Origin of the sequence: Nocardioides glacieisoli (genome assembly GCF_004137245.1) — a bacterium.
In the GTDB taxonomy this organism is placed as follows: Bacteria; Actinomycetota; Actinomycetes; order Propionibacteriales; family Nocardioidaceae; genus Nocardioides; species Nocardioides glacieisoli.
This window is the reverse complement of the sequence record NZ_SDWS01000019.1, coordinates 1-12,329: the sequence shown is the minus strand read 5'-3', so window position 1 is coordinate 12,329 and position 12,329 is coordinate 1. Positions and strand designations below refer to the sequence as shown.

Annotated in this window: 13 protein-coding genes and 1 other RNA gene; 11 read left to right on the top strand and 3 right to left on the bottom strand. The window is 70.8% G+C overall.

The window, feature by feature from the left end:
- Positions 1–190: 190 nt before the first annotated feature.
- Positions 191–2,227 carry an NAD(+) synthase gene (locus tag EUA06_RS21995; protein ID WP_129479807.1) on the bottom strand — a complete coding sequence of 679 codons (2,037 nt, stop codon included), beginning with the start codon at positions 2,225–2,227 and terminating at the stop codon, positions 191–193.
- Between the two features lie 167 nt (positions 2,228–2,394).
- Between EUA06_RS21995 and EUA06_RS21990 the strand changes: the two genes are divergently transcribed.
- From EUA06_RS21990 to panB, 7 genes are read left to right on the top strand one after another with little or no spacing between them, the layout of a single operon-like run.
- Positions 2,395–3,276 carry a GNAT family N-acetyltransferase gene (locus EUA06_RS21990; protein WP_129479805.1) on the top strand — a complete coding sequence of 294 codons (882 nt, stop codon included), beginning with the start codon at positions 2,395–2,397 and terminating at the stop codon, positions 3,274–3,276.
- Between the two features lie 41 nt (positions 3,277–3,317).
- The gene (locus EUA06_RS21985; protein ID WP_165354508.1) at positions 3,318–4,493 is read left to right on the top strand and encodes a PQQ-dependent sugar dehydrogenase; all 1,176 of its coding nucleotides are present in this window, start codon (positions 3,318–3,320) and stop codon (positions 4,491–4,493) included.
- A gap of 58 nt (positions 4,494–4,551) precedes the next feature.
- Positions 4,552–5,067, top strand: a complete 516-nt coding sequence (locus EUA06_RS21980; protein WP_129479801.1) for a hypothetical protein — start codon at positions 4,552–4,554, stop codon at positions 5,065–5,067.
- A complete protein-coding gene (locus EUA06_RS21975) occupies positions 5,064–5,393 on the top strand; it encodes a hypothetical protein (RefSeq protein WP_129479799.1) in 330 nt (109 codons plus the stop codon). The genes EUA06_RS21980 and EUA06_RS21975 overlap by 4 nt, the downstream gene beginning before the upstream one ends.
- Positions 5,390–7,381, top strand: coding sequence for an alpha/beta hydrolase (locus EUA06_RS21970; protein WP_129479797.1), 1,992 nt, complete (start codon positions 5,390–5,392; stop codon positions 7,379–7,381). Before EUA06_RS21975 ends, EUA06_RS21970 begins: the two co-directional genes overlap by 4 nt.
- 17 nt (positions 7,382–7,398) lie before the next feature.
- A complete protein-coding gene (locus tag EUA06_RS21965) occupies positions 7,399–7,896 on the top strand; it encodes a hypothetical protein (RefSeq protein ID WP_129479795.1) in 498 nt (165 codons plus the stop codon).
- 56 nt (positions 7,897–7,952) lie between these two features.
- Positions 7,953–8,804: a 3-methyl-2-oxobutanoate hydroxymethyltransferase gene (gene panB / locus EUA06_RS21960; RefSeq protein ID WP_129479793.1), complete on the top strand. Its 852-nt coding sequence runs from the start codon at positions 7,953–7,955 to the stop codon at positions 8,802–8,804.
- Positions 8,805–8,810: 6 nt separating this feature from the next.
- On the opposite strand, the gene EUA06_RS21955 is transcribed toward panB, so the two are convergent.
- Positions 8,811–9,101 carry a hypothetical protein gene (locus EUA06_RS21955; protein WP_129479791.1) on the bottom strand — a complete coding sequence of 97 codons (291 nt, stop codon included), beginning with the start codon at positions 9,099–9,101 and terminating at the stop codon, positions 8,811–8,813.
- Between the two features lie 72 nt (positions 9,102–9,173).
- Here EUA06_RS21955 and EUA06_RS22835 point away from each other — a divergent pair, with 72 nt between their 5' ends.
- Positions 9,174–9,701, top strand: a complete 528-nt coding sequence (locus EUA06_RS22835) for a hypothetical protein (RefSeq protein WP_207208494.1) — start codon at positions 9,174–9,176, stop codon at positions 9,699–9,701.
- On the opposite strand, the gene EUA06_RS21945 is transcribed toward EUA06_RS22835, so the two are convergent.
- Positions 9,702–9,926 (bottom strand): hypothetical protein, encoded by a 225-nt coding sequence (locus tag EUA06_RS21945; RefSeq protein ID WP_129479789.1) that lies wholly within the window; start codon positions 9,924–9,926, stop codon positions 9,702–9,704.
- On the opposite strand from EUA06_RS21945, the gene map reads away from it, so the two are divergent.
- From map to EUA06_RS21930, 3 genes are all read left to right on the top strand, one after another.
- Entirely contained in the window at positions 9,925–10,797 is an 873-nt protein-coding gene (map, locus tag EUA06_RS21940; protein WP_129479787.1) for a type I methionyl aminopeptidase, read from the top strand. The genes EUA06_RS21945 and map overlap by 2 nt on opposite strands.
- Positions 10,798–10,810: 13 nt before the next feature.
- Positions 10,811–11,180, top strand: an RNA gene (rnpB, locus tag EUA06_RS21935) — RNase P RNA component class A.
- Positions 11,181–11,329: 149 nt separating this feature from the next.
- Positions 11,330–12,193 (top strand): nuclease-related domain-containing protein, encoded by an 864-nt coding sequence (locus tag EUA06_RS21930; protein WP_242498322.1) that lies wholly within the window; start codon positions 11,330–11,332, stop codon positions 12,191–12,193.
- The last annotated feature ends 136 nt before the right edge of the window (positions 12,194–12,329 follow it).

Sequence of the window (12,329 nt, the reverse complement as noted above, 5' to 3'; positions counted from 1 at the left end):
TTCTTCCAGCACGTAAGGGCATTCTCACTTCACGGCACGCTCACCCGACCAACCTCATCGGTGGATCGAGGCTAAGGAAGCGTTAAGGCGGGCGGGCCCTGCGCTGGAGTCACCGGATATCCGGTGACCGCCATGCTTAGTAGCCCAGATCTCGGCTGACAAGCGTGAAACCTGGGTGCACAGGTCCAGATCAGGACGACGGCACGTCCCGCTCGATCTCGGCCAGCCAGGCCGTGCCCTTGGCGTCCGACGGCATCCGCCAGTCACCACGCGGGCTCATCGTGCCGCTGGGGCTGACCTTCGGGCCGTTGGGCAGCGCGGACCGCTTGAACTGGTTGGCGAAGAACCGCTTCACGAAGACCTCGAGCCAGGTGCGCACCTCGTCGAGCGAGTACGCCACTCGCGCATCCTCGGGGAAGCCCGGCGGCCACTCCCCCGCCTCGGCGTCCTTCCACGCGTGCCAGGCCAGGAACGCGATCTTGCGGGGGCGGGACCCGTGGCGTACGACGTGGGCGAGCGTGAAGTCCTGGAGGTTGTAGGGGCCGACCGTGTCCTGCGTGGCCTGCGGCTTCTTGCCCTCCTCGACCGGGATCAGCTCGGGCGTGATCTCCTGGGTGAGGATCTCGGCGAGCAGGTCGTTGGCCTCCTCCAGCTCGCCGTGGCTGATCACCCAGCGGATCAGGTGCTGCACGAGCGTCTTCGGCACGCCGGCGTTGACCGTGTAGTGCGACATCTGGTCGCCGACGCCGTAGGTGCACCACCCGAGCGCGAGCTCGGACAGGTCGCCGGTGCCGACGACGATGCCGCCGCGCTGGTTGGCCAGCCGGAAGAGGTAGTCGTAGCGCAGCCCGGCCTGGACGTTCTCGAAGGTGACGTCGTAGACCTTCTCGCCGTCGGCGTAGGGGTGCCCCATGTCCTTCAGCATCTGCTCGGCCGCCGGGCGGATGTCGAGCTCCTCGAAGGTGACGCCGAGCGCCTGCGAGAGCCGAGTGGCGTACGACTTGGTGGTCGCGCCGGTCGCGAAGCCGGGCATCGTGAAGGCCAGCACGTCGCTGCGCGGGCGGCCGAGGCGGTCCATGGCCTTGCACGCGACGATCAGCGCGTGCGTCGAGTCCAGGCCGCCGCTCACGCCGATGACGGCCTTGGGCGTGCCGATGGCCTTGAGCCGCTGCTCGAGGCCGGAGACCTGGATGTTGTAGGCCTCGTAGCAGTCGAGCTCGAGTCGGGCCGGGTCGTCGGGCACGAACGGGAAGCGGTCGACCTTGCGCATCAGGCCGATGTCGCCCTCCGGCGGGCCGAGTGCGAACTCGACCTCGCGGAAGTCGTCGGCCACGTCGTGCGTACGCCGGTTGTCATCGAAGCTCCCCTGCCGCAGCCGCTCCTGCCGCAGCCGGTCGAGGTCCACATCGACCACGGTGCGGCGCGGGCCGTCGGGGAACCGCTCGCCCTCGCCGAGCAGGTCGCCGCACTCGTAGACCATCGTCTGGCCGTCCCAGCTCAGGTCGGTCGTCGACTCGCCCTGTCCCGCTGCCGCGTAGACGTACGCCGCCAGGCACCGCGCGCTCGCACTCCGCACGAGCAGCCGGCGATCCTCGGCGCGAGCGACCGTGATGGGGCTGCCGCTGAGGTTGGCCAGCACCGTCGCCCCGGCGAGCGCGGCGCGGGCGCTCGGCGGCACCGGCACCCACATGTCCTCGCAGACCTCGACGTGCATCGACAGCCCCGGGACGTCGTACGCCGTGAACACGAGGTCGGGCCCGAACGGCACCGTCTCGCCGCCGATGTCCATCCACTCATCGGCCATGTCGTCGCCCGGCGCGAACCACCGGCGCTCGTAGAACTCCCGGTAGTTGGGCAGGTACGCCTTCGGCGCCACGCCCAGCACCTCACCGCGGTGGATGACGACCGCGCAGTTGTAGACGCGCGAGCGCCACGCGATCGGCGCCCCCACGACCAGCACGGACATCAGCTCGGTGCTCGCGGCGACGATCTCCGCGATCGCGTCCTGCACACCGGCCAGCAGCGTGTCCTGGAGGAAGAGGTCGTCGACGGAGTAGCCGGTCAGGCAGAGCTCGGGGAACACCGCCACCGCGACGTGGTCGTCGTGGCAGGCCTTCGCCTGCGCGATGACCTCGGCGGCGTTGGCGGCGGGATCGGCGAGGTGCACCGGCAGCGTGCACGCAGCGATGCGCGCGAAGCCCTGCGCGTAGGCGGAGTAGAAGTCCACGTGCTCACTCTAGGGCCGGTGCGACCGACCGTCGGGCTCGCTCCGACGTAGTCCAGTGGACTCCTGCTGCCGCGCGGGGGTAGTCCAGTTGGCTTCCGCTGCCGGGCGGCGCCCGCAGCGACGGAAACCCACTGGACTACCCGGGCCGGGGGCACGACAGTGCGGACATGGCCCTCGAGATCACCCGCTGCGAGACCGACGCCGACTACGAGGACTGGCGTCGCGTGCGCATCGCGGTCATCCCATACGAGCGCACCCAGTCGCTCGCCGAGCTGCGGCGGGGCGACAAGCCCGAGCGCCTCATGCTGCTCGCGCGTGAGGACGGCGTGGTGGTCGGCCACGGGCTGGCGCAGCCGTCCGACACCGCCGGCGGCGGCTCGGTGATCCCGCGGGTGCTCGAGGAGCACCGGCGCCGGGGCGTCGGAACCGCGCTGCTCGAACGGCTCACCCAGCACGTCGTCGAGCTGGGCCTGCCCGTCCTGCGCGCCGGTGCCGACGACGACGGGGCGCTGGCGTTCGCGCACCGCTTCGGCTTCGAGGAGGTCAACCGCGAGGTCGAGCAGACCTTCCGCATCACCGGACCGATCACGGTCACGCCCGCGCCGGACGGCGTCGAGGTCGTCACCGAGCAGGAGCGGCCGGGCCTGTGGGCCGCGGCCTACGAACGCTTCGGGCTCGAGGCGCTGGCGGGCTTCGCGGTGGACACGCCCCTCGACGTCAGTCCCGAACGGTGGGCGCGCGACTGGCTGGCCGACCCGCAGTTCCTCGCACTCCACGATGGTCAGGTCGTCGGCTGCGCCGGGCTCGACCGTGACGGCGACTCCCCGACCCGCGCCGAGAACGGGCTGACGGCCGTACGCCGTGACTGGCGCGGGCGCGGTCTTGCGGTCCACCTCAAGCTGCGCACGCTGGCGTGGGCCGCCGAGCACGGGATCGAGGAGGTCTACACGTGGACCCAGGACGGCAACGCCGCGATGCGCGCGCTCAACACCCGGCTCGGCTACGCCACCACCCGCACCGGCATCCAGCTCGCGCGTCGTCTGGACTGAGCCCTTTACCGTCGTCGGTGGCCGCGGCTAGCGTCATGGAGGTGCGCTCCTCCCGTCGAAGCACCCCGCTGGCCCTGACCGTCGCCGCGCTGGCCGTCGCCCTGCTGGCGCCGATGCCTCCTTCGGACGCCGACCCAGCCCCGGCGGGCGCTGCCTCGGTGGGCGCCGTCTCCGCGGAGCGGCAGGCACCGCAGTTCCGTGTCCGCACGGTCGCGCGCGGCCTCCAGAACCCGTGGGACGTCCAGCAGGCGCCCGGCGGCCGGCTGATCGTCTCCGAGCGCGACCGCGCCCGCCTCAGCGTCGTACGCAACGGGAAGCGGCGCACGCTGGCCAACCTCTCGAAGCAGGTCTGGGTGTCCGGCGAGACCGGTCTGATGTCGCTGGCCGTCGACGCCGGGTCGCGGACGCTCTGGGCGTGCCACGGTTCGTCCGCAGGCGGCAACCACGTGCAGGTCACCCGCTGGCGGGTCGACGCGAAGTGGCGCACCCTCAGCAACCGGAGGACGGTGCTCTCGGGGTTCCCGTCGACCTCGGGCCGCCACGGCGGTTGCCGGTTGCTGCTCGACAAGACCAGCGACGCGCTGCTCGTCGGCACGGGTGACGCGGCGGTCGGCACCAACCCGCGCGACCTCGACTCCCTCGGCGGCAAGGTGCTGCGGGTGCACCGGCGCACGGGCGAGCCGATGGCCGACAACCCCTATGCCGACGCCACCACGGCGCGACGGTTCGTGTGGACCTACGGCCACCGCAACGTCCAGGGCCTCGCCCAGCGCGCGGACGGCTCGCTGTGGTCGAGCGAGCACGGCAGCTATCGCGACGACGAGGTCAACCTGCTCGTGAAGGGCGGCGACTACGGGTGGAACCCGGTCCCCGGCTACAACGAGGAGGTCCCGATGACCGACCAGTCCCTCCCCGGCACCCAGCAGGAGGCAGCCTGGTCGTCCGGCACCCCGACCATCGCCACGTCCGGCGCCGCCTGGGTGCGCGGCTCCCAGTGGGGAGCCCTCGAGGGCACGCTCGCCGTCGCGGTGCTCAAGGACTCGGAGATGATGTTCCTGCGCTTCGACGACGCCGGAGCGCTCGTCTCGGAGACCCGGCCCCGGGCCCTGGCGCGGTTCGGCCGGCTGCGGTCCGTCACGTCCGCGCGCAACGGCGACCTGCTGGTCACGACCGACAACGGCGACGGCGACCGGGTGCTGCGGATCTCCCCACGCTGACTCCACAGGTGTGAGGGCGCGGGTTTGAGGCGGCCCGGGTCGCGGGAAGAAGAGGTGCATGACGCCTCCCGCGATCACCCCGGGCCCTCCGGATCCCACGCTCGACGACCCGATGCTCCGCGTTCTGCGCGAGCGGCACCCGGAGGTCGACATCGTGGTGCTCCCGCAGAACGCGCCGGCCCCTGTCGTCCCCGAGCTGGCAGCCGACGGGCGCGACGCGTTCGCCGCCGGTGCCGAGCGGCTCGTCGACGACCTGATCGCCCGCCTCGACCTGGGCGAGCGCACGGCAGCCCGCGACGGCCGCTGGCACACCGACGAGTGGGACCAGAGCTGGTACGAGGCCGTCGCCGTCGTCGGTGACCTCGGTCGTGGCGACAACGTCGCCCTCCTCCGCTCCACCGGCAACGCGCTCATCGGGCTCGGCTGGCAGGCCCGCCCGGTGCCGGGCGACCGACCCCGGCTCGTGGGTCGCCGCCGCGGCGGCTTCGAGGCCGCCGCCTCGGTCCGGCCGACCTCCCTGGTGCTGACGGTGAGCACGACGAAGGTCCGGCTCACCCGGGAGGTCGCGCGATGACCATCCAGATGTGGACCGCCACCCTGCAGAAGTCCCGCACCGCCTGGGAGGAGCAGTCCGAGGGCCTCAACGGCCCCCGCAAGAACCTCGCGCAGGCCGACCCCGCCCTCCTCGGCGACGCGGTCCAGGGCGCCGCCGACGCGTTCCTCACGACCTGGGAGCAGCGCACCCTCGTCCTGCGTGACCAGGCCTCCGGTCACGCCGACGCCCTGGCCCAGACGATGTACGACTTCCTCGTCACCGACGGCGAGAGCGTTGAGGCCACGCAGCAGCTGCTGCTGTGGGAGGACCGCGACACCCTGCCCGTCCAGGCGGTGGGCCCGTGACCACCATCGCCGTCCCGGCCTGGCTGCCGGCCGAGCCCGAGCTGAAGGTCACCGAGGCGTCCGGCGCCGTCCTCACCGACGTACGCGCCGCCGCGACGGCCGTCAGCGACGTGGCCGAGTGGGCCCGGGCCAACGGTGCTCCCGCCGACTTCAGCGGGGACGCCGCCGAGGCCGCCGACCACGCGGTCACGCGGTTCGCCACCGACACCGACGCCGTCGGCGCCGCGCTGGAGCGTGGGGCACTCGCGATCGACGAGTTCCTCTCCGCGATGCGGGTGCGCCGCACCGAGCACGGCGAGCTGATGGACCGCCGCCAGACCCTCAACGGCGAGCGCGAGGACCTCCTCCGCCGGATCGAGGGCGCGACCGAGGAGCAGGTGCCCGGGCTGCAGGCCGAGGCGGCGCAGCTGCGGAGCCGGTTCGCGGCCTACCAGCGCGACCTCGAGGCGTGGCGCGACCGGGTCGACTCCGACGAGCAGGCGTGCGTGCGTGCGCTGGGTGCGGTCGACCAGCTGGCCGAGGGCGTCACCGCCGCAGCCGACCCCGGCCGCACCGACACCGCGGCCCTCAAGGCCGAGCTCACCCGCCTCGGCACGGACACCGACGCGGTGTTCGCCTGGTGGAACGGTCTCTCTCAGGCCGAGCGCAACGCACTGATGATCAGCGCCCCCGACCTCGTCGGCAACACCAACGGCGTCCCGACCGGCGACCGCGACGAGGCCAACACGTCGGCCGTCCAGCGCGACGTCGAGTACCTCCTCGGCAAGCAGGCCGCCGGCGAGGAGCTCAGCGCCTCCGAGCAGCGGTGGCTGGAGAACGCGAAGGCGATCGAGGACACCGTGCGCCAGGCCTCCGAGCCGAAGTGGGCCGACCTCGACGTCGACGCCTTCGTGATGGCCTACCAGCCGCACGCCTTCGGCGGGGACGGCATCGCCGCGGTGGCCTACGGCGATCCCGACACCGCCGACCACACGGCCGTCTACGTGCCCGGGATCATGCAGGACGGCACGAAGATCGACGACAACGGTGCGCAGGCCCTCAACCTCTACGAGGAGACGGTCAACAGCATGCTGTCCGAGGATCCGCCGAGGCCGGGCTCGGTGTCGACCATCGCGTGGATCGGCTACGACTCGCCCAACTTCAACCCCGAGTCGAAGATGCCGTGGGACCTCATCGACTCCGGCGGCGACGTCGGGCACACCGTGACCGAGGCCAACGCCCAGGCCGGCGGCGTCGCGCTCTCGCAGTTCGTCGACGGGCTCAACACCACGCACGCCGGCGGCGACCAGCCGCACCTGACGGTGATCGGCCACAGCTACGGCTCCACCACGTCGTCGTACGCCGCCGCGGGCGGCATGGACGCTGACAGCCTCGTCCTCATCGGCAGCCCCGGCGCCAGCGAGGGCGTGCACCACGCGAGCGACCTCAACATGCCGACGGGGCAGGTCTTCGTCGGTGCCGCCGACAACGATCCCGTGTCGTGGCTCGGCGGGGAGGACGGCATCTTCCCCGGCACGTGGGACGACAGCCTCGGCCTCGGCGCCGATCCGGCCCAGCACGACTTCGGGGCGACGGTGTTCGAGGTCGACAATGGTCAGGAGTTCCACGGTCCCGTCGAGCTCGGCGCCGTGGGCTTCATGCAGAACCACACCAACTACTTCAACGACTACAACCCGGCGCTGGCCAACATGGCCGACATCGTCTCCGGCAACTCCGACGCCGTGGTCGACACGGGTGGTCGCACGCAGGAGGCGCACGACTACCTCTACGACTGGGTCGGCGACGAGGTCCAGCACCACGTCGTGCAGCCGGTGGTCGACACCTACAACGACGTGCGCGACGGGGTGGTGGAGACCTACGAAGGCGTGCGCGACGGCGTGGTCGACACCTATGAAGGCGTGCGCGACGGGGTGAACGACGCCGTCGACCGGGCCGGGGACGCGTTCGACGACGCGTGGGACAGCGTCTGGCCGCCGCGATGGCCGTGAGCACTACGGTGGAACGCATGCGTGTCTCGCTGCTCGTCCTGGCCCTTGCTGCCGCGCTCTCCGCCTGCTTCGGCGGCAGCAGTGGCGGCGGAGGCGGGTCCGCGGAGTCGGTGGAGAAGACGACCACCGACGCCGCAGAGGTCGCTGTCCCGGTCTCGGTCCGCGCACTGGAGGGGACGAAGGTGAAGGCCTTCGGCCAGTGGCAGAGCTGCATGGCGCTCAGCTGGCGCTACGAGGTCATGGTCAGCATGACCGCTCCCGAGGGCGACACAGTCACCCAGCTGGAGGCGGTCCGGGCCGCCCTCGTCGAGGACGGCTGGACCGACGACACCAAGGTCGACGACCACGTCACCCTCGTGCGCGAGGACACCACGGTCGACGTCGCACCCTCACCCGCCCGGGGCCCGGGCACCTGGGTGATGACGGTGCAGTCGTCGTGCGCCGACTACGACGGCGACGGCCTGGAGCGCGTGGAGAACGACGAGGCCGCGTCGATCGAGGGTCTCTCCTCCTGACCGGTGTGACCGCCGCCACAGGGTCGTACCCACGAGTTCGGGACTAGCCTCGGGGCATGGCTGAAGAGACTGCTCCCTACGGCTCGGGCACCGCCTCGCAGCAGGCTGCCCCCGCGAAGCGCGTGCGCACCCACCACCTGCGCGAGATGAAGGAGCGCGGCGAGAAGATCACCATGCTGACGGCGTACGACATGTACACCGCGGCGACCTTCGACGAGGCCGGCATCGACCTGCTGCTCGTCGGTGACTCGGCCTCCAACAACGTCTACGGCAACGAGACCTCGCTGCCCGTCACCGTCGACGAGCTGCTGCCGCTGACCCGCGCCGTGTCGCGCTCGGTGAGGCGCGCGATGGTCGTCGGCGACCTGCCGTTCGGCAGCTACCAGGCCTCGCCCGAGCAGGGCTACCTCACCGCCGTCCGCTTCATGAAGGAGGCCGGCGCGCACTGCGTGAAGCTCGAGGGCGGTGCCGAGATGGCTCCCGTCATCGAGAAGTGCACCCGCGGCGGCATTCCCGTGATGGCGCACATCGGCTTCACCCCGCAGAGCGAGCACACCCTGGGCGGATATCGCGTCCAGGGCCGCGGCGACGCGAGCGACCGCGTCATCGAGGACGCCCGCGCGGTGCAGGAGGCGGGCGCGTTCGCGGTCGTCATGGAGATGGTGCCCGGCGACGTCGCCGAGCAGATCAGCAAGGAGCTGACCATCCCGACGATCGGCATCGGCGCCGGCGCGGGCTGCGACGGCCAGGTGCTGGTCTGGCAGGACGCGTTCGGCCTGCGCACCGGGAAGATGGCCCGCTTCGTCAAGCAGTACGCCGACGTGCACGGCGTGCTCCTCGAGGCTGCAAAGGCGTACGCCGACGACGTCCGCGGCGGCACCTTCCCTGGCCCGGACCACACCTTCTGACGGCCCCTACTGGCCGGCGAGTCCCCAACCGAGCCAGGCCGCCCCGCCGAGCACGGTCGCGAGCCACAGCAGCGCTACCGCGACCGGCAGCACCACGACCAGCTTCGGTCGCGCAGTGAACCACTGGATGGCGAGCAGGAATGCCACGACCCAGACGACGCCGAGCACGACGACGGCCCACCACGGTGCACCGACCACGACCGGGGTCGCGCCGATGACGAAGGCCACGCAGGCCAGCCCGATCATCCCGGCGAACGGCCAGGGCGAGAGGGGTTCGCGGACGGGTGGGTGCGGCACGCCGACACGCTAGCCGGTGACAACAGCGCCGCAGCAGGGGACGATCAGCATCCGACGACGCGAGGAGCCACCGTGAGCGAGACCCCGGCCAAGAAGACCCCGGCTAAGAAGACGACGGCCAAGAAGACGACGGCCAAGAAGACGACGGCCAAGAAGACGACGGCCAAGAAGACGACGGCCAAGAAGACCCCTGCCGCGAAGACGACTGCCAAGAAGACCGCGGCAACGACGGCACCGGCGAAGAAGGCTCCCGCCAAGAAGAGTCCCGCGAAGAAGACCTCGAGCGCCGCGACCGCCACCCCGCCCGCACCCAAGCCGGTGGCCCCCGCGGCACGACGTACGGTCGCCGGCCGCGCACTCGACGCCGGCGCGCAGGCAGCCAGCACAGCGGTCCTGGTCCAGCGGGTGGCTCAGGAGACGGCCGAGCGCGTCGCGGCGGAGACCGCCGCCCGGGTCAGCCAGCAGTACGAGGCGGCGATCGCCGAGCTCACGAAGACGTTGGACAAGAACACCAAGCGCGCGCTGAAGAGCGTCCGCGCGGCCGCTGACCTCGCCCAGGCCGCCTCGCCCGTCAAGGGCAAGAAGAGCAAGAAGAAGTGATCAGTTGTCCGGAGTGCCGTCGGTGAGGCCGTCGCCGGAGCCGGGCGCGTCGTCGTTCCACTTCGGGTCGTTGTCCCACTCCTCGTTGCGCTCCGCCACCTTCTCGAGCGCGTGGGAGGCCTCTTCCGAGGTGGCGTAGGGACCGAGCCGATCGGAGTTCTTGCACCCGTCGTGGCCCTCGACCGTGTGATGCGTCAGGCAGAACCAGTATTCGTTCTCGCTCATGCGCCGAAACTACACTCGCCCGGTGCCAGTCGTATCCCCCGCAGAGGTGTCGGCGCGCCGCGCCGTGCCCGCCCACATCCCCCGTCCCGAGTACGTCGACCGCCCCGCGCCCGCGCGCTTCACCGGCGAGGAGGTCAAGGACGCCGAGACCATCGAGCGGATGCGCGTCGCCGGCCGTCTCGCTGCCCAGGCCCGTGAGCTGGTGGGGTCCCACGTCGCGCCCGGTGTGACCACCGACGAGCTCGACCGGATCGGCCACGAGTTCCTCTGCGACCACGGCGCCTATCCCTCGACCCTCGGCTACCGCGGCTTCCCCAAGTCGTTGTGCTCCAGCGTCAACGAGGTCATCTGCCACGGCATCCCGGACGCGCGCGTCGTCGAGGACGGCGACATCGTCAACATCGACATCACCGCCTTCATCGGCGGTGTGCACGGCGACACCAACGCCACCTTCCTCGCCGGCAACGTCGACGAGGAGACCCGGCTGCTCGTCGAGCGCACCAGGGAGTCGCTCGACCGGGCGATCAAGGCGGTCCGTCCGGGCCGTCGGGTCAACATCATCGGCCGGGTGATCGAGGCCTATGCCAAGCGTTTCGGCTACGGCGTCGTCCGCGACTTCACCGGCCACGGCATCGGCACCGCGTTCCACTCCGGCCTGATCATCCCCCACTACGACGACCCGCGCTTCGACGACGAGATCCGCGTCGGGATGACCTTCACGATCGAGCCGATGCTCAACCTCGGCACCCCCGACTACGACATGTGGGACGACGGCTGGACCGTCGTGACGAAGGACCGCCGCCGGTCCGCGCAGTTCGAGCACACCCTCCTCGTGACCGAGGATGGCGCCGAGGTCCTCACGCACCCCTAGAGTTCTCCTCGAGTGGGTCGGCCGGGCGGCCGCGGTCCGCCACCTCCGGGTGGTGGGTCGAGGAAGGTCCGGGCTCCACAGGGCAGGGTGGTGGCCAACAGCCACCCGGGGCAACCCGCGGGATCAGTGCCACAGAGAACAGACCGCCTCCCGGCGTGCCGGGCGGTAAGGGTGAAACGGTGGTGCAAGAGACCACCAGTGCGCCGGGCGACCGGCGCAGCTAGGCAAACCCCACCCGGAGCAAGATCAGACAGGATGCGTTCGAGGGCGGCCCGCCCGAGCATCCGGGTAGATCGCACCAGGCGGCCGGCAACGGTCGTCGCAGATGGATGGTCGCCCCCGCGTAAGCGGGACAGAACCCGGCCTACAGGCCGACCCACTCCCTACAGGCCTCTGACCTGCGAAAACGTGATCACGACACCGCTGTAGTCCGCAGATAGTCCGCAAGAGAAAGACTCTTGCGTCTTCAACTACCGTCGTCGATCAGTCTGAATCGCCACCGAACCAGCGCGTCTCGACCTAGGGTCGCGGCGTGTCCGAAGGTGCCTACGAGAAGCGGATGAAGCTCCGGTACGCCGGCGTCTGCCGGGTCTGCGACGCAGATCTGTCGGCCCGGGTCGAGGCGATCTACGAGCGGGCGACCAAGACCGTCCGCTGCCTCGACTGCTCCCCCGCCAAGGTGGTTGAGGACTCCCCCGCCGAACCGCTGGTTGAGGAAGGCGCTCCGCGCCCGTTGCGAAACCCGGAACCCATCGACCCCGGCACCCCAGGCGCCTCAGCCCGCCGCGAGTACGAGCGCCGCCAGGCGAAGCGCGAAGCCCGGGTCCGCGAGAAGCACCCGAAGCTCGGTGGCCTGATCCTCGCTGTCACCGATGAACCGCAATCAACGAAAGCCTGGGACACCGGCGCGATCGGCGAGGAGCGACTCGGCCAGAAGCTCAACGAGCTCGCGTCCGACACTCTCCGCGTCCTCCACGATCGCCGCATCCCCGCCACGCGCGCCAACATCGACCACATCGCCGTGACGCCGACCGGCGTCTACGTCATCGACCCGAAGCGCTACAGCGGTCGCCCGACGCTCAAGGTCGAGGGTGGCCTCCTCCGCCCGCGCACAGAGAAACTGCTTGTGGGTGGCCGGGACCGCACCAAGCTCGTCGACGGCGTCCTTAAGCAGGTCGACCTCGTCCGCGGCATCGTCGGTGACGACGTCCCTGTCACTGGCGTGCTCTGCTTCATCGAGGCCAACTGGCCGCTGATCGGAGGGTCCTTCACGACCCGCGGAGTGGAGATCCTGTGGCCCAACAAGCTCTACCCGCGTTTGACTGCGCCGACGCCATCCCAGGTCGACCTCGATGCTCTGCATCGATCGTTAGCGGAGGCCTTGCAGCCCGCGTAAGTTCGCACAGCGAAGCACGGCAAAGCGCCCAGATCGACGCGAGTCCGAGCTAGACCGTCGGGTCTGCTGCACGGATAGGTGACAGTCGGGGTTAGGCCGCCTGGGTGGCAGCGGGCTTCATGATCAACTCGTATTC

Excerpts from the sequence above, each read along its gene's own strand:
- panB (WP_129479793.1), top strand. The coding sequence starts at position 7,953 with ATGGCTGAAGAGACTGCTCCCTACGGCTCGGGCACCGCCTCGCAGCAG.
- map (WP_129479787.1), top strand. The coding sequence starts at position 9,925 with ATGCGCCGAAACTACACTCGCCCGGTGCCAGTCGTATCCCCCGCAGAG.
- EUA06_RS21975 (WP_129479799.1), top strand. The coding sequence starts at position 5,064 with ATGACCATCCAGATGTGGACCGCCACCCTGCAGAAGTCCCGCACCGCC.
- EUA06_RS21990 (WP_129479805.1), top strand. The coding sequence starts at position 2,395 with ATGGCCCTCGAGATCACCCGCTGCGAGACCGACGCCGACTACGAGGAC.
- EUA06_RS21980 (WP_129479801.1), top strand. The coding sequence starts at position 4,552 with ATGACGCCTCCCGCGATCACCCCGGGCCCTCCGGATCCCACGCTCGAC.
- EUA06_RS21945 (WP_129479789.1), bottom strand. The coding sequence starts at position 9,926 with ATGAGCGAGAACGAATACTGGTTCTGCCTGACGCATCACACGGTCGAG.
- EUA06_RS21965 (WP_129479795.1), top strand. The coding sequence starts at position 7,399 with ATGCGTGTCTCGCTGCTCGTCCTGGCCCTTGCTGCCGCGCTCTCCGCC.